At 69.7% G+C, this 17,583-nt stretch carries 20 protein-coding genes; 5 read left to right on the top strand and 15 right to left on the bottom strand.

The window, feature by feature from the left end:
- Positions 1-118: 118 nt before the first annotated feature.
- Together ACFYR3_RS16070 and ACFYR3_RS16065 are read left to right on the top strand one after the other, a co-directional pair.
- Entirely contained in the window at positions 119-1,198 is a 1,080-nt protein-coding gene (locus tag ACFYR3_RS16070) for a TauD/TfdA family dioxygenase (RefSeq protein WP_389283441.1), read from the top strand.
- Positions 1,195-2,688, top strand: coding sequence for a long-chain fatty acid--CoA ligase (locus ACFYR3_RS16065; RefSeq protein ID WP_389283439.1), 1,494 nt, complete (start codon positions 1,195-1,197; stop codon positions 2,686-2,688). Before ACFYR3_RS16070 ends, ACFYR3_RS16065 begins: the two co-directional genes overlap by 4 nt.
- Positions 2,689-2,758: 70 nt before the next feature.
- On the opposite strand, the gene ACFYR3_RS16060 is transcribed toward ACFYR3_RS16065, so the two are convergent.
- The 5 genes from ACFYR3_RS16060 to ACFYR3_RS16040 form a co-directional block, all read right to left on the bottom strand.
- Entirely contained in the window at positions 2,759-4,369 is a 1,611-nt protein-coding gene (locus ACFYR3_RS16060; protein WP_389283437.1) for a cation acetate symporter, read from the bottom strand.
- Positions 4,366-4,800 (bottom strand): DUF485 domain-containing protein, encoded by a 435-nt coding sequence (locus ACFYR3_RS16055; protein ID WP_389283435.1) that lies wholly within the window; start codon positions 4,798-4,800, stop codon positions 4,366-4,368. The genes ACFYR3_RS16060 and ACFYR3_RS16055 overlap by 4 nt, the downstream gene beginning before the upstream one ends.
- Positions 4,801-5,171: 371 nt before the next feature.
- The gene (locus ACFYR3_RS16050) at positions 5,172-5,813 is read right to left on the bottom strand and encodes a hypothetical protein (RefSeq protein WP_355841880.1); all 642 of its coding nucleotides are present in this window, start codon (positions 5,811-5,813) and stop codon (positions 5,172-5,174) included.
- A 266-nt stretch (positions 5,814-6,079) separates the two neighbouring features.
- Positions 6,080-6,307 (bottom strand): ferredoxin, encoded by a 228-nt coding sequence (locus tag ACFYR3_RS16045; RefSeq protein WP_389283433.1) that lies wholly within the window; start codon positions 6,305-6,307, stop codon positions 6,080-6,082.
- 101 nt (positions 6,308-6,408) lie between these two features.
- On the bottom strand, positions 6,409-6,900 hold the full coding sequence (locus ACFYR3_RS16040) for a peptidylprolyl isomerase (RefSeq protein ID WP_355841877.1): 492 nt from the start codon (positions 6,898-6,900) through the stop codon (positions 6,409-6,411).
- Between the two features lie 395 nt (positions 6,901-7,295).
- Between ACFYR3_RS16040 and ACFYR3_RS16035 the strand changes: the two genes are divergently transcribed.
- Positions 7,296-7,670, top strand: coding sequence for a hypothetical protein (locus ACFYR3_RS16035; RefSeq protein ID WP_355841874.1), 375 nt, complete (start codon positions 7,296-7,298; stop codon positions 7,668-7,670).
- A 265-nt stretch (positions 7,671-7,935) separates the two neighbouring features.
- Here the strand turns inward: ACFYR3_RS16035 and ACFYR3_RS16030 are convergent, their stop codons facing one another.
- From ACFYR3_RS16030 to sigK, 10 genes are all read right to left on the bottom strand, one after another.
- Positions 7,936-8,286 carry a metalloregulator ArsR/SmtB family transcription factor gene (locus ACFYR3_RS16030; protein ID WP_355841871.1) on the bottom strand — a complete coding sequence of 117 codons (351 nt, stop codon included), beginning with the start codon at positions 8,284-8,286 and terminating at the stop codon, positions 7,936-7,938.
- Between the two features lie 307 nt (positions 8,287-8,593).
- Positions 8,594-8,986, bottom strand: a complete 393-nt coding sequence (locus tag ACFYR3_RS16025) for an STAS domain-containing protein (protein WP_356781370.1) — start codon at positions 8,984-8,986, stop codon at positions 8,594-8,596.
- A gap of 58 nt (positions 8,987-9,044) precedes the next feature.
- The gene (locus tag ACFYR3_RS16020; RefSeq protein WP_355841865.1) at positions 9,045-9,470 is read right to left on the bottom strand and encodes an ATP-binding protein; all 426 of its coding nucleotides are present in this window, start codon (positions 9,468-9,470) and stop codon (positions 9,045-9,047) included.
- Complete coding sequence (locus ACFYR3_RS16015; protein ID WP_355841862.1) at positions 9,470-9,757, bottom strand: hypothetical protein; 288 nt, start codon at positions 9,755-9,757, stop codon at positions 9,470-9,472. The genes ACFYR3_RS16020 and ACFYR3_RS16015 overlap by 1 nt, the downstream gene beginning before the upstream one ends.
- On the bottom strand, positions 9,754-11,484 hold the full coding sequence (locus tag ACFYR3_RS16010; RefSeq protein WP_389283429.1) for a SulP family inorganic anion transporter: 1,731 nt from the start codon (positions 11,482-11,484) through the stop codon (positions 9,754-9,756). Before ACFYR3_RS16010 ends, ACFYR3_RS16015 begins: the two co-directional genes overlap by 4 nt.
- Positions 11,485-11,693: 209 nt before the next feature.
- Positions 11,694-12,053: a zinc ribbon domain-containing protein YjdM gene (locus ACFYR3_RS16005; protein ID WP_355841856.1), complete on the bottom strand. Its 360-nt coding sequence runs from the start codon at positions 12,051-12,053 to the stop codon at positions 11,694-11,696.
- A gap of 225 nt (positions 12,054-12,278) precedes the next feature.
- Complete coding sequence (glpK, locus tag ACFYR3_RS16000) at positions 12,279-13,796, bottom strand: glycerol kinase GlpK (protein ID WP_355841853.1); 1,518 nt, start codon at positions 13,794-13,796, stop codon at positions 12,279-12,281.
- 24 nt (positions 13,797-13,820) lie between these two features.
- Positions 13,821-14,663, bottom strand: a complete 843-nt coding sequence (locus tag ACFYR3_RS15995) for an MIP/aquaporin family protein (protein ID WP_261705810.1) — start codon at positions 14,661-14,663, stop codon at positions 13,821-13,823.
- Positions 14,664-14,877: 214 nt separating this feature from the next.
- Positions 14,878-15,612 (bottom strand): anti-sigma factor domain-containing protein, encoded by a 735-nt coding sequence (locus ACFYR3_RS15990; protein ID WP_389283426.1) that lies wholly within the window; start codon positions 15,610-15,612, stop codon positions 14,878-14,880.
- Positions 15,612-16,205, bottom strand: coding sequence for an ECF RNA polymerase sigma factor SigK (gene sigK / locus ACFYR3_RS15985; RefSeq protein ID WP_355841847.1), 594 nt, complete (start codon positions 16,203-16,205; stop codon positions 15,612-15,614). The genes ACFYR3_RS15990 and sigK overlap by 1 nt, the downstream gene beginning before the upstream one ends.
- 474 nt (positions 16,206-16,679) lie before the next feature.
- On the opposite strand from sigK, the gene ACFYR3_RS15980 reads away from it, so the two are divergent.
- Together ACFYR3_RS15980 and ACFYR3_RS15975 are read left to right on the top strand one after the other, a co-directional pair.
- The gene (locus ACFYR3_RS15980) at positions 16,680-17,033 is read left to right on the top strand and encodes a hypothetical protein (protein WP_355841844.1); all 354 of its coding nucleotides are present in this window, start codon (positions 16,680-16,682) and stop codon (positions 17,031-17,033) included.
- Positions 17,034-17,174: 141 nt separating this feature from the next.
- Complete coding sequence (locus tag ACFYR3_RS15975) at positions 17,175-17,534, top strand: DUF6204 family protein (RefSeq protein ID WP_355841841.1); 360 nt, start codon at positions 17,175-17,177, stop codon at positions 17,532-17,534.
- Positions 17,535-17,583 lie beyond the last annotated feature (49 nt).

Below are 17,583 nucleotides of genomic sequence, written 5' to 3'. Positions count from 1 at the left end.
CTGTCCCGCCATGACAAGCGCGGCGGTGGTCGAGGAACCTAGCATGACGCCGTTCACCGGCCGGTCCATCAGGGGACCACTCGCGTACAGGTGAACACGCGACGGATCGGAGGCGAACATGACAGGAACGACGGACGCGGACCAGGCGCCGCCCACGCCCACGCCCCGCTCGGGCCCCTCGGTGTGGAAGGGCCAGGACCTAACACACCCCGAGGAGTGGCAGCTGCGGCTGTCGGCGCCCCGGCTCGCCGAGATCGACTCCGCCCTGTACGCGGCACGCAGGCGGGATCTCACCCTGTTGAGGCTGACAGCCGCCGACTTCCCGCTCCCCACCCTCGCCGCCGACCTGGAGCGCCTCGCCGGGGTCCTCGAACACGGACGGGGATTCGCGATCGTCCGGGGCATCCCTGTCGAGCGGCTCGGCGAGAGTGCCGCGAGCACCGTCTTCTGGGGCCTCGGCCGGCACCTGGGGCATCCGGTCCCGCAGAACGCCGACGGAGTCGTCCTCGGCCACGTCCGGGACACCGGGCGCGGCCTGAGCGACCCCGACGTGCGCGGCTATCAGACCCGGGAGGCCCTGCCCTTCCACACCGGCGGCGCCGATCTCCTCGCCCTGCTGCCGGTGCGGGCGCCCCGCACCGGCGGACGGATCTCCCTGGTCAGCTCGGCCGCGGTCCACAACGCCGTACTGGACCTGCGCCCCGATCTCGCCGGGCGCCTGTACCGCACGTACCACTTCGACCGCCGCGACGAACACGCTCCCGGTGAGCCGCCCTACACGGCCGCCCCGCTGGTCTCCCGCCCCGACGGCCACTCCGGGGCACTGAGCATGCGCTACAACCGGTGCTATCTCGAATCCGCCCAGCGCTTCCCCGAAGTGCCCCGCCTGGAGGCGGCGGACCGGGAACTCTTCGATCTCATCGACTCCGTGGCCGGCTCCCCGGAGTACCGGTTCGACCTCGACCTCCAGGTCGGGGACCTGCTGCTGCTCAACACACACCGCGTGATGCACGCCCGCTCGGCGTTCGAGGACCATCGATCGCCGGAACACAAACGTCACTCGCTGCGCCTGTGGCTGGCCTTTCCGCAGGGGCCAGGTAGCCAGGACGCACGCCACTGGGTCACTCTTCGCGATGTGATCCGACCGCGCGGCACCGCCGTGCCCGCCGCGACGAATTCAAGGAGATACCCGGCATGACCAACCTCGTCACCCTCCTGGCCGCCACCGTCGCGGCCCACGGCGAGCGCGTCGCCGTCCGCCATGACGACAGCACGCTCACCTACGCCGAACTCGACGACGCCAGTGCACGGGTGGCCGCGCTGCTGCGGGACCGCGGCGTGCTGCCGGGCGACCGCGTCGCGATGACCATGCCCAACGTCCCGCTGTTCCCGGTCCTCTACTACGGCATCATGCGGGCCGGCGGTGTCGTCGTCCCGATGAATCCGCTGCTCAAGGCCCGTGAGGTCGCCTTCACCCTGCGCGACTGCGGGGCCCGGATCGCGCTGGTCTTCCCGCTGTTCGCCGAGGAGGTCACGAAGGCGGCGGCAGAGACCGGAACCGACTGTCTGGTGACCGAGCCCGAGGCCTTCGGCGCCCTGCTGCGCGGCCACGAGCCGCTGCGCGACACCCCGGACCGGACCGACGACGATGCCGCTCTGATCCTCTACACCTCGGGCACCACCGGAACGCCCAAAGGCGCCGAACTGTCCCACCGGAACCTGGCCAGCAACACCCTCACCACGTCCGAGACCCTCCTCCAGGTCGGACCGGACGACGTACTCTTCGGCGGCCTGCCCCTCTTCCACGCCTTCGGCCAGACCTGCGGACTCAACACGGCCGTCGCCGCCGGCGCCACGCTGACCCTGCTGCCCCGGTTCGACCCGCGCAGCGCCCTGGAGATCATCGCCCGGGACGAGGTCACCGTGTTCCTGGGCGTGCCCACGATGTACGCGGCACTGCTGCACGCCGAGCTTCCCGACGGCTTCGACACCGGTCGGCTGCGCCTGGCCGTCTCGGGCGGGTCCGCGCTCCCGGTCGAGGTGCTGCACGGGTTCGAGCGGCGCTTCGGTGCCGCGGTGCTGGAGGGGTACGGACTGTCCGAGACCTCGCCGGTCGCCGCCTTCAACCACCCGGACCGCCCGCGCAAGCCGGGGTCGATCGGGCTGCCCATCCGCGGGGTCGAGATGCGGCTCGTCGCCGAGGGCGGCGGTGAGGTCGAGCCCGGCGGGATCGGCGAGATCGCCATCCGCGGCGAGAACATCATGACCGGTTACTGGAACCGCCCGGAGGCCACCGCGGAGGCGATCCGTGACGGATGGTTCCACAGCGGTGATCTGGCCCGCGTCGACGAGGACGGCTTCTACTTCATCGTCGACCGCAAGAAGGACATGATCATCCGCGGCGGATACAACGTCTATCCGCGTGAGATCGAGGAGGTGCTGTACGAGCACCCCGCGGTCGCCGAGGCCGCTGTCGTGGGCGTGCCGCACCCCCTGCACGGTGAGGAGGTCGCGGCGGTCGTCACGCTCCGGCCCGGTGCCGAGGCCACGGTCGAGGAGATCCGCGCCCACACCAAGGAGCGGGTCGCGGCGTACAAGTACCCGCGCATCGTCACGATCGCGGCCGAACTGCCCAAGGGCCCCACGGGCAAGATCCTCAAGCGCGAGATCGTGGTCCAGGGCGAGTGAAGCACTGAGAGGCGCGTGGACCACTGAGGGTGGACGGGCGTGTGGTGACGGTGGCGGAACCCTGCCACCGTCACCGCTCCCTCGGTCGCGGCCCCGCGAGGATCAGGCTCTCGACACCCTCGTACACCCCTCGTTCCCGGTCCGCCGCACGGCGGCCGGACAGCAGGCTGCCGAGCCAGCCGAAGGCGAAGCCCAGCGGGATGGACACCAGCCCCGTGGTGGTGAACGGGAACCAGTTGAAGTCGGCGGCGGGAAACGCGGACGTCGGGGACCCCGACACCAGTCTGGTGCCCGGCATCAGGATCAGGACGGCGAGGGTGCCGCCGATGAGCGTGCTCATCAGCCCGGTCCGCGTGTAGCGGCGCCAGAAGAGGCTGTAGACCAGAGCGGGGGCGATCGCCGAGGCCCCCACGCAGAACGACAGCGTGGCGAGCGGTTGCAGACTGCGGTGCTGGACGAGCACCGCGAGGGCGATCACGGGCGCGCCGACGACCAGGGCCGAGCCGCGGGCGAAGGCCGTCTCGCGCTGCGGAGACATGGAGGCCTTCCGGCCCGCGAAGACGTCGTGTGCCAGCGAGTTGGCACAGGCGAGGGTCATCCCGGCGACCGAGGCGAGCAGGGTGAGGAAGATCGCCGTGGTGACCGTGGTGAACACGAGGGTCTCGGCCCGGGACATCACCGGGCCGAACGCGGCCAGTGAGCCCAGCAGATAGGCCGTGTGCCCGTGAGGGTCGGCCGCGGTGATGCGGGCCCGGCCGATCATCGCCGTCGCTCCTATGGCGACAACGCCCGCCACCAGCATGAACAGCGCCACCGAGGACACCGCCCAGGACATCGAACGCCGCACCTGACGGGCGCTGTTGGCGGTGAACATGCGCATGGTCACGTGCGGCAGGCAGGCACCGCCCAGCACGATGGCGAACTGCGTACTGATCATGTCGAGCCGGGGGTGCGGGCCACCGGCGAACTGAAGCCCGCCGTGCAGGTACGCGGCCGGTGAGCCGCTGCGCTTCGCCGCCGCGGTGAACAGGACCCCGGGGTTCCAGTGGAACTTGCTCAGTATCAGCAGCGCGACGACGATTCCGGAGCCGAGGAGCACCACCATTTTCAGGAGCTGGATCAACGCGGTGCCGCGCATGCCTCCGATGGCCGCGTAGATGATCATCAGGGTGCCGACTCCCACGATGCAGCCGGTCTTCATGGAGTTGTCGGAGAAGCCGAGGATGAAGGCCAACAGCTGCCCTGTACTGGCCAGTTGGACGAGCATCATCGGCACGAGCGCGGCGATCGTGACGCCGCACGCGGTGATCCGTACGGCGCGTGAGGGCATCCTGCGGGCCAGCACGTCGCCCATGGTGAACTTGCCCGTGTTCCGCAGGGGTTCGGCCAGCAGGAACATCAGCACCAGCAGAGAGAGCAGCGTGCTCAGAGCCAGCACGACACCGTCGAAACCGCACAGGGCGATCACGCCGCCGATGGTCAGCACGGTCGCGGCGGAGATGTAGTCGCCGGCGATGGCGAGTCCGTTGCGCAGCGGGGAGAGCGAGCGGTAGCCGGTGTAGAACTCCGCCAGATCGTCGCTGTCCGGGCCGGTCAGCACACACAGCAGCAGTGTCACCGTGACGGCGACGGAGAAGGCGACGAGGGACCAGGACTGAGTGGAGCCGCCGAAGGCGTTCACCGCTCCTGGCCCGGCTCGCCGCTCGCCCAGGGGGTGCTCCGGTTGACGCGGCGTGCGAGGGGGTCGACATAGCGGCGGGCGGTGCGCTCGTAGGCGAGCACGGCGAGCCAGGTGGCGGGGATCTGGGAGAGGGCGAGCACCAGGCCCGTCGACAGGCCTCCGGTGACGGGACGGTCCATGAAGCCGGGGCAGCCGGCGGAGAGACCGAGGAAGAGAGTGAAGCAGCCGAGCACCGCGAACGTGGTCACGCGCCGTTGCCGGCGGTAGGCGCGGCGCAGGATGCGCAGATCGCGATGGTGCCCGGTCCAGGTGCGGGGTGATGCCCCGCCGCGTAACGGTTCCCCGGCGGGGTCCGGGCCGGGCCGGGCGGTGGAGTCGCGCTGTCCGTGCGGCGGTCGCGTGGGACGCGGGGCGGAACTGTCGTACGACATGCCGGCCTCCTGGTGGGGTGCGGGCCCGGCGTACATGGACCGCGGGACGGTGGGGGGAACGGCTCGGGTCCTCGCACGCTATTCGGCCCTTCGGCCCGTGCGAAGGGGTTTCCTTCAAGTACCTGGTCGGACCGTGCATATGCCGCTGACCTTGCCTGTTGTCGGTGAAACGGCTGTTGCGCCCGCGCTCGGAAGTGAGGGGTGTGGCATGGGTGACGGGGATGTTCGGTGCGCGCGGATTCGTCATTCGCCCACCACGAGGAGGGGCGTCGAGGGCGTACGCGTCGGTCGACGAGGCGGTCCGGGAGGGGGTTCAGCGCGGTGCCCGCGGCACGTGTTCCGCGCCGGTCGGCGGTCATGCCCGAGCGGGCTCAGGAGGTGTCGCGCAGTTCGTTCAGCGGTGTTCCGTGCGCCCAGCGCCGGAGGCACGAACCGTCGATGAGACGAACACCGCCCTGCCGTCGCGCCCACTGGACGTCACGCCGGGTGAAGGCCCCGCGGTGCACCACGAGACGGATCGGCGGGCCGGGGCCGCCCGGACGTCCCGCACGAGAGGGCACCTCCTCGTCGGGCAAGGGCTCGGCCACGGGCCGGAAGGCGACCTCCAGACGCTGCCCGCGACCGTCGCGCGCGCGTACGCGGACCCGGTCCTCGGTTCTCCGCTGAGGGAGCACCCGCCAGCCGTCCCGGCGCAGCATCCGGGACACGGCCAGGGCCAGCCCCGCCGTGTCCAGCTCCGCCAGTTCCTCCGGTGTGTAGAAGCCGAGGCGCCGACGGGCCAGCGGACGGTGCCGCCGCACCGCGGCCGGGGCGGCGACGGCCACGACGACGAGCGCGCCGAGGGGTACGCCGATGCCGGCCAGGCGGTAGCCGACGGCAAGGCCGGCTACGACCGCGCACAGGGTGACGACCACCGCGGCGAGGGCCGGCAGCACCTCACGTAATAAGGGCCCGTAGTGCCCTTCGGCGCGCAGTCGGCGGATGGCTCGCTGCCGCTGCGCGCGTCCTGACAAGCGCTTCCCTGATGTCCGCCCCCTCGGTGTCACTCGGGCCAGCTCCCCCCAACCCTCGCGCGCTTCGGCGTGTGCGGGAAGGGGCTACCCCTCGCGGGCGGGCCGGTCCCCTGGAGTACGGGATCCGGCCACGAATCCGGCTGAACTCTTTCGCGGCCCCGCGACGCGTGGGGCACGATCGGTTCCGGTGGCCGCGGAGTCCTGCGCGGCGGACCGCACGGCGGGCCCGGAAGGGGCGTCGGCGTGACCACCGGGCGGTGGCGGTCTCATTCCTCGACGAAGCGGCCGGCCTGCGCGGGACACGACGCGGCGGCGGTCCCGACCCGGGGCCACTGGTCCGGCGCAGGGCGCTCCGACCGTACGAGAGTCTCGTCGTCTTCGTTCATCAGGAACACCTCTGGCGCGGTGACCGTGCGCAGGCCGTGGGACTCGCACCGGGTGCGATGCCCTTCCGCCTCACGGGGGGTGCCGACCACCGGACTTGGCCCGGACATCGCCCCGCCGGAGCCGGGCGCCACCCGACGGAGGCGGCGGGTGGCGCGCCGCCGCCTCCGTCAGCACTCGTCCGTGGGGTGGACCCAGGCTGCCGGACCGCTCAGACGGTGCCGCAGTCGGAGACGACGATCTTCTTCGAGGTGGTGCCGGAACGGCTGCCGAGCGCCTCGATCGCCTTCACGACGTCCATGCCCTGGACGACCTCGCCGAAGACGACGTGCTTGTTGTCCAGCCAGTCGGTGACGATGGTGGTGATGAAGAACTGCGAGCCGTTGGTGTTGGCGCCCGCGTTGGCCATGGACAGCTGACCCGGCTTGGTGTGCTTCAGCGTGAAGTTCTCGTCGGCGAACTTCTCGCCGTAGATGCTCTTGCCGCCCGTGCCGTTCTGCCGCGTGAAGTCGCCGCCCTGGAGCATGAAGTCCGGGATGACCCGATGGAACGGCGAGCCCTTGTAACCGTAACCGTGTTCGCCGGTGGCGAGCTCACGGAAGTTCCGCGCGGTCTTCGGGACGACGTCGTCGTAGAGTTTGAACTCGATGCGGCCCAGCGGCTTGCCGTCGGCGGTGACCTCGAAGAAGACGTTGTCGCTCATTGCTCTGCTCCTCATGGATGCGAATGTTCGCCCCCGAGCATAGAGAAGCTGAGGCGGTGGGCGCGTGACCGGGGGTGATCATTCGGCGTGTGGCCCGGATGGTGGAGTGATGAGCCGCGGGTGAAACGCGCCTCGGACATCGAGAGGCAGGGGACGGCCCCGCCTTCGAGACTGATGTGCCGTGCGCGCCGAGCTGGTTCCGCGTACGCCCCTTGTGCCCGACTTTTCGACAGGAGCAGTCGGTAAGCGGTTCCCTTGCGCTCATGCCCGGTCACCAGATGTCAGCCTCGGAGATCCTCCGCTGGTGACTCGGGCGTGCGCATACGGTGCGGTCACGCGGCAGGCACGGACAGTTGCCGGTCCTGCCGCGTGACCGACAACCAAGGGGAGGCGCTATGGCGAGTGTTGAAGTGTCGCTGAAGGAAATGATGACCGAGGCCGAGGGAGCGTTGGGGGCAGCCGTCGTCGACTACACCAGTGGCATGGCACTGGGCACGCTGGGAGGGGGCAAGGATCTGGACATGACGGTCGCCGCCGCCGGCAATACGGACGTCGTCCGCGCGAAGGTGCGCGCCATGGAGCAGCTGGAGCTCAAGAGCCGGATCGAGGACATCCTGATCACCCTCGGAAACCAGTACCACCTCATTCGGCCGGTTGCCGGGCGCAACGGCAACGGCCTGTTCCTGTATCTCGTGCTCGACAGGGCGCGTTCGAACCTGGCGATGGCCCGCCACCACCTCAAGCGCGTCGAGGGCCAACTGGAGATCTAGACCGGCCGGAGCCCTTGGCCGACGTGTGCCCACGATATGAAGACTTCTTCAAGTCGCCATATCGGAATGATTTCAACAGTGGATTGCGCGTGGCCACGGGCGAGAGGGACCGGTACACGTGGGCACATCCTGCGGCGGCGCCCTTCCGGGCGTCGCCGCGCCACGGCGCGGCCCGCGTGCCGAGCTGCCCTTCGGCGGCCGGGCCAAGGACCCTGATTCGGATCGGGCGACGGCTGACGGATTCGACAGGGCAGGGCGGAGGGCGCTAGGAGGGCGCTTTCATCTCCTGCTGAGCGGCCTTCAGGTCGGCGAGCAGCTCGGCCTGTCCGGCCAGCACCCCGGACAGGATCGTCCGCGCGACCCTGAGCAGCTCCGCCACATGCGGGCTGGTCAGGGAGTAGTACACCGTCGAGCCCTCCTTGCGCGTCACCACGAGGTTCGCCCGGCGCAGTACAGCAAGCTGCTGGGACAGGTGCGCGGCTTCGATGCCCACCTCGGGCAGCATCTCCGCGACGGCGTGTTCACGCTCGCTGAGCAGTTCCAGGACGCGGATGCGGGCAGGGTGCCCAAGGGTTTTGAAGAACTCGGCCTTCAGCTGGTACAGCGGCGTGCTCATCGTGCTGTCGCCTCCCCGGAACAGTTGTCCGGCCGAGCTGGCCAGTCCTCGGTGCATCGCATCCACCTACTCGTCAACAACATGGCGCCCATCTTCGCCCGCGGAGTCGGCGGGGCCGAATCCGTGTGCGAGGACCCGTCCACCCGTTCGAGCAGTGAAGGCCTCATGACTTGCCAAGATTAGAAATTCAATATATCGCGTGAAGGATGCCTGGGTGAGAAGCACCCCACTGCGCGGCCGCCTGGGCGTCGTCCGGCTGAAGTGCCCCGCACGCCGCCTCGAGTACTGCGAGGACAGCGGCCGGCAATCAGGTGGGCCAGCCGCTGGTACGCCACTGTTGTCGACCCTCGCCGCCCCGGCCGTCCGTGTCGTGTTCCGCGACGGCCGCCGCAAGGTCGGTGTGGATGGTGATGGGCGGGCAGTCGCCGTCCGGTACGAGGGAGCCGTCGGCGGGGATCGCGGCCAGTTCCAGGCTGCGTCCGTGTGTGCTGAGCCGGCGCGCTGCCTCAATCACGGCGAGCCGGCCGTTGACGGACCAGCTGCGCAGCCCGCTCATGTCGACGACGACCGGACCGGCGCCGCGGGCCAGGACCCAGCCGACGGCACCGGCGAAGCGATGCGCACCCTCGGGTCCGAGGTGCCCGGAGACGGAGAGGACACTGAAATCCTCTCCGGCGGTGTAGTGCCATTCGATCGTCATGATGATGAACCTTCTTGTGGGTGTTGCCTGTTCGGCTCGCCTCCTGGACCGGCTCGGGTCACAGGGGCAGGGTGATCCAGATGCTCTTGCCGTTCCCGTCGGCGTCACCGCGGACGACGGCGGTGCCGCCCAGGCCGAGCGTGAGTTCCATGACGGTGCTCAGCCCCCCGGCTCCGCTGCCGATCGCGGCCCCGTACAGCGCCGGCTGGTGGGGGTGGCGGTCGTGGACGGCAAAAGCCAGGCAGTTGGAGCCGGCCGCATAGATGACGGTGAGCTGGGGAGAGAGCGTCACGGCATGCCGGACACTGTTGGTGACCAGTTCGCCGAGGATCAGCAGCGCCGGGTCGACGGTGGGGTGGCGCAGGCTGATCCCCCATTCGGTCAGGGCTTGCTCAGCGGTCCGGCGGGACAGCCGGACAGCGGACGGCTCGTTGGGCAGGGTGACAACGTGCCGGTAGGGCAGGGCTTCGAACAGCATGGACATCAGCCCTCCGTCCCCCGGGCTGGCCGGAAGCCGGATACCGACTGGGGACGGATGCGGACGATCGCGTCGTGCGGGCCGTGGCTCCAGCCCAGGAGCGTACGGCGGTAGTGGGCGGCGTCGTTAGGGCCGGTAACCGCCTCGCCGGGACCAGCGAGGGTCACCGTCCAGCTGGTGCTGGTGCTGGTGCCGGTCGCGGACCGGACCTCGTAGACGTGGCCCGTCACGGACGACCGAACCGCAGCGGCCTGCGGCGGGGTGCGCGCCACCAGCCGCCCGAACTCACTCATCGGGGTGTCTCCTCTTTCATCTCTGTGGCGTTGCGGGCGGACTTCCGGGCAGGGAGAAGAACCCCGGCCCTCTCCAGGTGGCCGCGGGCCTCCTGGATCGCTTCGGGGGTAGTGGAGTACTCGCGGCCCTCCAGCCGCAGGAGGTCCAACACGCCGACGGATTCGAGGACTCGGCGTTGTCCCGGCCTGATTCCGGAGGTCAGGACGACGATTCCGCGCCGGTTCAGCTTCTGGACCGCGTCCTTGAGCACCAGCGCCCCGGTCGCGTCCATGGTCGACACCCGCGACATGCGAAGGATCACCACACGTACGTCGGCCACTTCCGTCATCTCGAGCAGGAAGCGGTGCGCGGCGGCGAAGAACAAAGGCCCGTCGACGCGGTAGGCAATGATGTGCTCGGCGAGCAGGGCATGTTCCTCGGCGGTGTGGTCTCCGCGGTCGAGAGGCACCTGGTCGAAGCGGGCCTGCTTCGCAACGGCGCGCAACGCGAGGGCGCCCGCGACGACCAGGCCGATGATGACGGCGTACACGAGATCGAGGGCCAGCGTCGCGACGGCGGTCAGGACGAGGATCAGCGCGTCAGAGCGGGTGGCCTTCACCATCGCCCGCAGCGAACCGACCTCGACCATGCGGATCGCGGTGGCCAGCAGGACACCGGCGAGGGCCGCCAGCGGGATCTTCGAGACGAGAGGCGCGGCCGCGAGGACGATCACAGCGAGGATCGCGGCGTGAGTGAGGGCGGCGAGCCGGGAGCTCGCACCGGTGCGCACGTTGACCGCGGTGCGCGCGATCGCCCCGGTCGCCGGTACGCCACCGAACAACGGGGCTGCGATGTTGGCAAGGCCCTGGCCGAACAGTTCCCGATCCGGGTCGTGCTGCTGGCCGACGGTCATGCCGTCGGCGACCGAGGCCGACAGCAGCGACTCCAGCGCGGCCAGCGCCGCGACCGCCACCGCGGGGGCCATCAAGGAGCCCAGCGAGCCCAGGTCAAGGAAGGACAGCGAGGGCGCCGGCAGCCCCGATGGCAGTTCACCGATCGGCTTCGCCCCGGTCAGCCCGGCGGCCTGTGCCACGACCGTGGCGGCGATCACCGCGACGACGGAGAACGGCACGGTCGGACGCCACCGGGCTCCCAGGAGCATGACCGCGGCCACCGCGACGGCGATGGCGACGGCCGTCCAGTTCGGGTGCCGCACGAACTCCTCGATGGCCCGCCAGGTCACCACCAGTACCCGGTCGCCCTCCGGTTTGGGCACGCCGAGCGCGCCCGGAATCTGCTGCAGTCCGATCACGCACGCGATGCCCAGCGTGAAGCCCTCGACGACCGGCGCGGGCACGTACTGCATGTATCGTCCGGCCTTCAGCAGGGCGAGGCCGACGAGCATCACTCCTGCCATCACACCGACCGTGAGGACGCCTGTCGGACCGTACTGACCCACGATCGGCACCAGCACCACCGTCATGGCGCCCGTCGGCCCGGACACCTGCAGATTCGATCCGCCGAACACCGCGGCGAGGGCGCCCGCAACGACGGCGGTGGCCAGGCCCGCCTCGGCGCCGAGCCCGGAGGAGACGCCGAAGCCGAGGGCAAGCGGCAGGGCGACGATTGCCACGGTCAGCCCGGCGAGCAGGTCCCGGCGGGGATTGCGTCCCATCTCCGCCAGATCGCCGCGGGTTGGCAGCAGCGAGGCGATCCGGGCCCGGACCCGGCTGATCCCCGAGGTCATCGCGCGGCAACCCCGGTCTCCAGCAGCTCAGCCAGGTACAGCGGAACGGACACGACCCCTCGCCTTCCCCGGATGGCGCCCCACCCGGGGCAGACACAAAGTGCTGCGCCCGCAGCTACCTGCAGGTAGAGCAAACACAGCATCTAACCAATTGCTAAATTTTGCAATTCAGCAAGACACTGCCGCCTCGGTCACCCGCGAGTCACGGATCAGGCCTTCTTGACCACGCTTGACTTGAGCTGCATCGCCCCGAAACCGTCGACCTTGCAATCGATGTCATGGCCGTCGACGCCGTCGACCAACCGGATACCGCGCACCTTGGTGCCGGCCTTGATCCCCGAAGGGCTCCCCTTGACCTTGAGCGCCTTGACGACAACCACGCTGTCGCCGTCCTGCAGCACATTGCCGACAGCGTCCTTGACGACCCGCTCCCCGGTGGTGGCCCCACCCTCGGCATCGTTTTCGGCGGGAACCCATTCGTGGCCGCACTCCGGGCACACCACAAGGGCGTTCATCTCGTAGGTGTACTCGCACGAGCACGTCGGACAGGGGGGAAGATTTTCGATCATTACGTCAGAATATCCGGCCCTCGCCCTCGACCGGTCCGTAGCTCCAGCCCGCTGGACTCCGGCCACATCGAGGGAACCGAGTGGCCTCGTGTCGGGATGGGACGTGCGCGTGGGACCCGGAGCGGCGTTCAGCCCCTGACGCGATACGAGCCAGGGGCTGAACGGAGTGTCCTTCGGTCACCAGCGTGATCGACCCTCGGTCACCCGCGTGATCGACGGACCGGTCTATTCCACCTTCGCCCAGTCGAGTGTGCGCTCCACCGCCTTCTTCCAGTCCGCGTACCCCTGCTGGCGCCGGTCCTCGGACCACTGGGGCTCCCAGCGCTTGGACTCCTGCCAGTGGGTGCGCAGTTCGTCGGTGTCCTTCCAGAAGCCGGTGGCCAGACCCGCCGCGTAACAGGCGCCGAGCGCGGTGGTCTCGGCGACGACGGGGCGGCTGACCGGTACGCCGAGGACGTCGGCCTGGATCTGCATGCACAGATCGTTGGCGGTCACGCCGCCGTCGACCTTCAGCACGTCGAGATGCACTCCGGAGTCCTGCTCCATGGCCTCGACGACATCGCGGCTCTGGTAGCAGATCGCCTCCAGGGTCGCCCGGGCCAGGTGGGCGTTGCTGTTGTACCGGGCGAGGCCGACGATCGCGCCGCGTGCGTCGGAGCGCCAGTACGGGGCGAACAGGCCCGAGAACGCCGGGACGAAGTACATCCCGCCGTTGTCCTCAACGCTGCGGGCCAGCGTCTCGCTCTCGGCCGCGTTGGTGATGATCTTCATCTGGTCGCGCAGCCACTGCACGGCGGATCCGGTGACCGCGATGGAGCCCTCCAGCGCGTAGACGGCGGGACTGTCGCCGAACCGGTAGGCGAGGGTGGTCAGCAGGCCGTGCTGCGAACGGACCAGCTCCGTACCGGTGTTGAGGACCAGGAAGTTGCCCGTGCCGTAGGTGTTCTTGGCCTCACCGGGCGCGTAGCAGACCTGTCCGACGGTGGCCGCCTGCTGGTCGCCGAGCACCCCGGTGATGGGGATGGGGGCGCGCAGCGGACGGGAGGTGCGCGTCGTACCGAACGCCTCGCGGTCGGACGAGGAGTTGATGCTGGGCAGCATGGCTCGCGGTACACCGAAGAAGCCCAGCAGTTCGTCGTCCCAGTCGAGGGTTTCGAGGTTCATCAGCATGGTGCGACTGGCGTTGGTCACGTCGGTGGCGTGGATGCCGCCGTCGGGGCCGCCGGTCAGGTTCCACAGGACCCAGGCGTCCGTGTTGCCGAACAGGGCGTGGCCCTGTTCCGCCGCTTCGCGGACCCCGTCCACGTTCTCCAGGATCCACTGGATCTTGCCGCCGGAGAAGTAGGTCGCCGGCGGCAGCCCCGCCTTGCGGCGGATGACATCGCCCTGGCCGGAACGGTCCAGGGCCGCGGCGATGGAATCCGTCCGGGTGTCCTGCCAGACGATGGCGTTGTAGTACGGACGCCCGTTGCGCGGGTCCCACACGACCGTGGTCTCCCGCTGATTGGTGATGCCGATCGCCGCCAGGTCCTCGGCGGTCAGGTTGCCGTGCCGCAGGGCGTTCTGGATCACCGAGTTGGTGCGTTCCCAGATCTCCACCGGGTCGTGCTCGACCCACCCGGAGCGCGGGAGGATCTGGGCGTGTTCCAGTTGATGCTTCGCCACCTCGTTGCCGGCGTGGTCGAAGATCATGAATCGGGTGCTGGTGGTCCCTTGGTCCACCGCGCCCACGAAGTCAGCCATGGGTTGCCGCCTCTGCTGGGGGGGTCAGTCCTCGGGAACCGGGACGCGTCCCGCGGGTTCGGGCTCAGCCGTCGGCAGGAACCGGCCGATGAAGAGCTTGTAGATGCCTGCGCCGAGCACACCACCGATCAGGGGGCCGATGATCGGCACCCAGAAGTAGAAGTTCCCGTACTGATCTCGCCATGCCCCTCCGTATCCCGTGAGGAAGCTCGCCAGCCGGGGACCGAAGTCACGGGCCGGGTTGATCGCGTAGCCCGCGAGGGTGCCCCAGGCCATTCCGATGCCCACGACGACCAGGCCGATGATGAACGGGGCCAGGTTCGCGCCCGGCGGGGTGTTGAGCAGGTCCGTGATGGCCATGATCAGCAGCAGCAGAATGGCGGTGCCGATGATCTGGTCGCGGAACGCGCCCCACTCGTGGACCGGCAGGTTCGGGTTGCCGTTGGCGGGCAGTGTGGAGAACACGCCCTGGGTTTTGATGGTGTGGCCGGGGTCGGCCTTCGCCAGCGCGTCCGTGTAGTTCCAGCGCACGATCAGCGCCGCCACGAAGGCTCCGAGGGTCTGGGCCACCACGTAGGGCGCCACCTTGCGCCACGGGAATCCCTTGAACGTGGCCAGGGCGACCGTCACCGCGGGGTTGAGGTGCGCGCCGCTCAGCCGTGCCGCGACGTAGACGCCCATGATGACGCCGATACCCCATGCCCACGCGATGCTGTCGTGGTTTCCCAGACCGCCCGGTGGCGTCGTGAGGGCGCCGCCGGCGACCACCTGGGCCACCACGCCGCACCCGAAGAGGATGAGAATCATTGTGCCGAGGAATTCGGCGGACATTTCGCCGATCAGCCCCGACTTAAGCCGCCCAACCATGGAAGCCCGCTTCCCGCCGGTCCAGGACCGGCCGTTGACCGCCGCCCGAGCCCTCCCTCACATCAGCATAGAATGATCAAGAGAGAATCGCATCAAAAGATAAATATCCTGTTTTGTTACTTCCTGGGATGGATGGATCGGTTGCGAGAGTCGAGGGGCGACCGCCCCCTCGGCGTCGTCGGCGCGGACCCGGTCGGCGCGGACCCGGGAGGCATCAGGCGGGCACCGTGACGATGCCGAGTGGCTCGCTGGTCGGCTGTGGTGATCCGCCCGCCGGTTCGGCCGTGATTCCTACGGCTCTGGCGTCGTCCAGGGGCCCGTGGAGCACCTGTGCGTGCCCGCCGCCCGAGCCGGGGAGCAGGCCCGCCGGGCGAAGGCCGCCCGCTTTCGCGGCGTACCAGAGTTCGTAGACCTGATCGTTGCCGAGGCGGGGCAGGCCCGAGGCGATGAATGCGGCCCGGCCCTGCGCTCGGGAGGCGACGACACTGATGTCGGCCCCGTTGCCCAGCTTCCGCGTGCTGATCGTGGCGTCCCGGGCGGTGAGGATGTCGGTGAGGGCGGAGGCCTGGGCCTGCCTGGCGGCGACTTCGGCGCGCGCCTCGTCCGCCTGGGTGTGCTGCCACGTGGCGAGGCCGCCGAGCGCCACCGCGACAGCCACACACGCGGCCAGGGCCACGCGCAGCGCCCGCTGATGGACCGGAAGGCCGTGCGGGAGACGCTCCTGACGCGTGTGGGCGATCCGGTCGAGGACGCGTCGGCGCAGCTCGGGGGAGGGGTCCGCCTCCTCCTGCGAGGCGAGTCGCAGCGTGACCTCGGACAGCTCCGCCACCTCGTCCCGGCACGCGGCGCAGCCGGCCAGATGGTTCTCGAACGAGGCTTCCTCGGCCGTGGGCAGAGCGTGCAGTACGTATGCGCCGACGAGCTGGTGCGGGTCTTCGGCGGCAGTCATCACCCGGCCTCCAGACACCTGCGGAGCAGGCGCAGCCCGGAGCGCATCCTGGACTTCACGGTGCCCGCCGGAGTGGCCAGACAGGCGGCCACCTCCAGATAGGTCATGCCCTGGTAGTAGGCGAGCACCAGCGGTACGCGTTGATGCCGCTCCAGGGAGGCAAGGCAGCGCCGGACGCGATGGTGATCCTCGTGCCGCTCCACGGCCTCGGCCACCTCGTCGAAGGGCCGGTCCTCCGCGAGCAGCGCGCTGCGCCGTTCCCGCGCCGTACTGGCCTGGACGTACCGGACCCGGTCGACGGCCCGTCGGTGTGCGAGCGCGAGGACCCATCCCCGGGCGGTTCCGAGTTCGGGTCGATAGCGGCCCGCGGTCCGCCAGATCTCCACCATCACGTCCTGCGTCACCTCCTCGGCCTGCGCCTCGTCCCGCAGCACACGGCGGATCAGGCCCTTGACCGGCGGCGCGAGGGCGTCGTAGACATCGGCGAACGCGTCATGATCGCCCTCCGCCGCGCGCTTGAGCCGGGCGTCCAGCCATGCCTCCGCCGAGGGGTGCCGTCGCGAACCGTGTCCGTCCTGACCGGTCTTGGGCATCGCTCACAGAATCCGTCCGTTGCGTCCTTCTCGCCTGGCCCGTCCGGTTCGACTCTCCGTCGCGGCGGTCTCCTCCGCAGCGCGACCGGGCCGTTCGCCGAAGGGGTGCGCGCAGGCCGCCGCGCCGAGAAGGCGGCGCCGGCCGGCGCCGTCAGCGTCCGGAGCCGCGCAGGCGACGGCCGCTGACACCGTGTATTCGTAGCCACCGCGCCCCGCGTATGAGCCGAGGGCGCGGCGAAGTCCCCGCGCCCGGTCGTGGGCTCGGCGCCCACGGAACCGGCCCTGTCCGGACCCTCCCGAAAACTCGTATCGAAAACTTACGGAGGTCTATCCTCATACATACCTTTCGTCGCTCCGAATACCTTATGTCCCGCACATCGAGGGCCTTGGAACGTACCGACGGCTTCGGCGCGAACTCCCGTGACATCGGCTCCCGTTGTGCACGTCCATCACATTTCGAGGGAGGTGAGTCCGATGACCGCACGCATCAGCGCTCGGCGCCTGCTCGCCGGTGCGGCCGCCACGGGCCTGCTGGCCGGAGGGGCCGCGTTGGGCCTGTCCGGTTCCGCCGCCGCGGCCCCGACACCGTCGCCCACGCCTTCGGTGACCGCTGACCACCATGGTCACCACGACCGCTGCGAGTGGAAGAAGGGCCACTGGGAGAACAAGTGGGTGCCCGGCCACTGGGTCAAGAAGTGGGTCCACCACGACACCTGGCACCACGGTCATCACAGCCACGGCTGGATGCAGAAGTGGGTCTACGTTCCCGGCCACTGGGACCACGTGTGGGTCAAGGGCCATTGGGACTGCCGGCATCACCACCACTGAGTGCTCCGGTCGAGGATTGAGGGCCGGGCGCGGCCACCCCGCTCCCGGTCCGCCCCCGCCGGTTCCGTCACTTGCCCGCAGACGGTGAGCGCGATGGAAACGCGGTGGAACAGGGCCGATCCCGTTGGTTAGGCTCGCCCGATGACCACACGCACCTTCCGTATCACCGTTCGCGGTGTCTTCGACGGGCTCGGCGCCGACCAGCGTGCCGAACTTCTGGCCCGCGCGTCAGAACATGACGTCCTGCGGGCCGCCTTCACCCCCGAGGGGCACCTCAGCTACGACCTGGCCGCCCGGCCGGCCTTCACCTTCCGCTTCCTGGACTCGGGAGAGGCGGAGGAGGACATCCTGGAGGCGGTCGAACGGGCCGAAACCGCCGCGACAGCCTGGCTGACGGAGCGCGGCTACGGTTTCAAGAGACTCAAGTCCCAGGGTGAGGACCTGTCCCAGGCCCCCCTCGGCAAACGACAGCGGCGGTCCATGGCCCAGAACACCCCCTGATCCCTCGTACTTCATGGGGTGCCTACGTTCCGAATATGCTTGAGTAGTC

Source organism: Streptomyces sp. NPDC005784 (assembly GCF_042871525.1).
GTDB lineage: Bacteria > Actinomycetota > Actinomycetes > Streptomycetales > Streptomycetaceae > Streptomyces.
The sequence above is the reverse complement of the archived record's forward strand: the minus strand, read 5'-3'. Positions and strand labels throughout refer to the sequence as shown.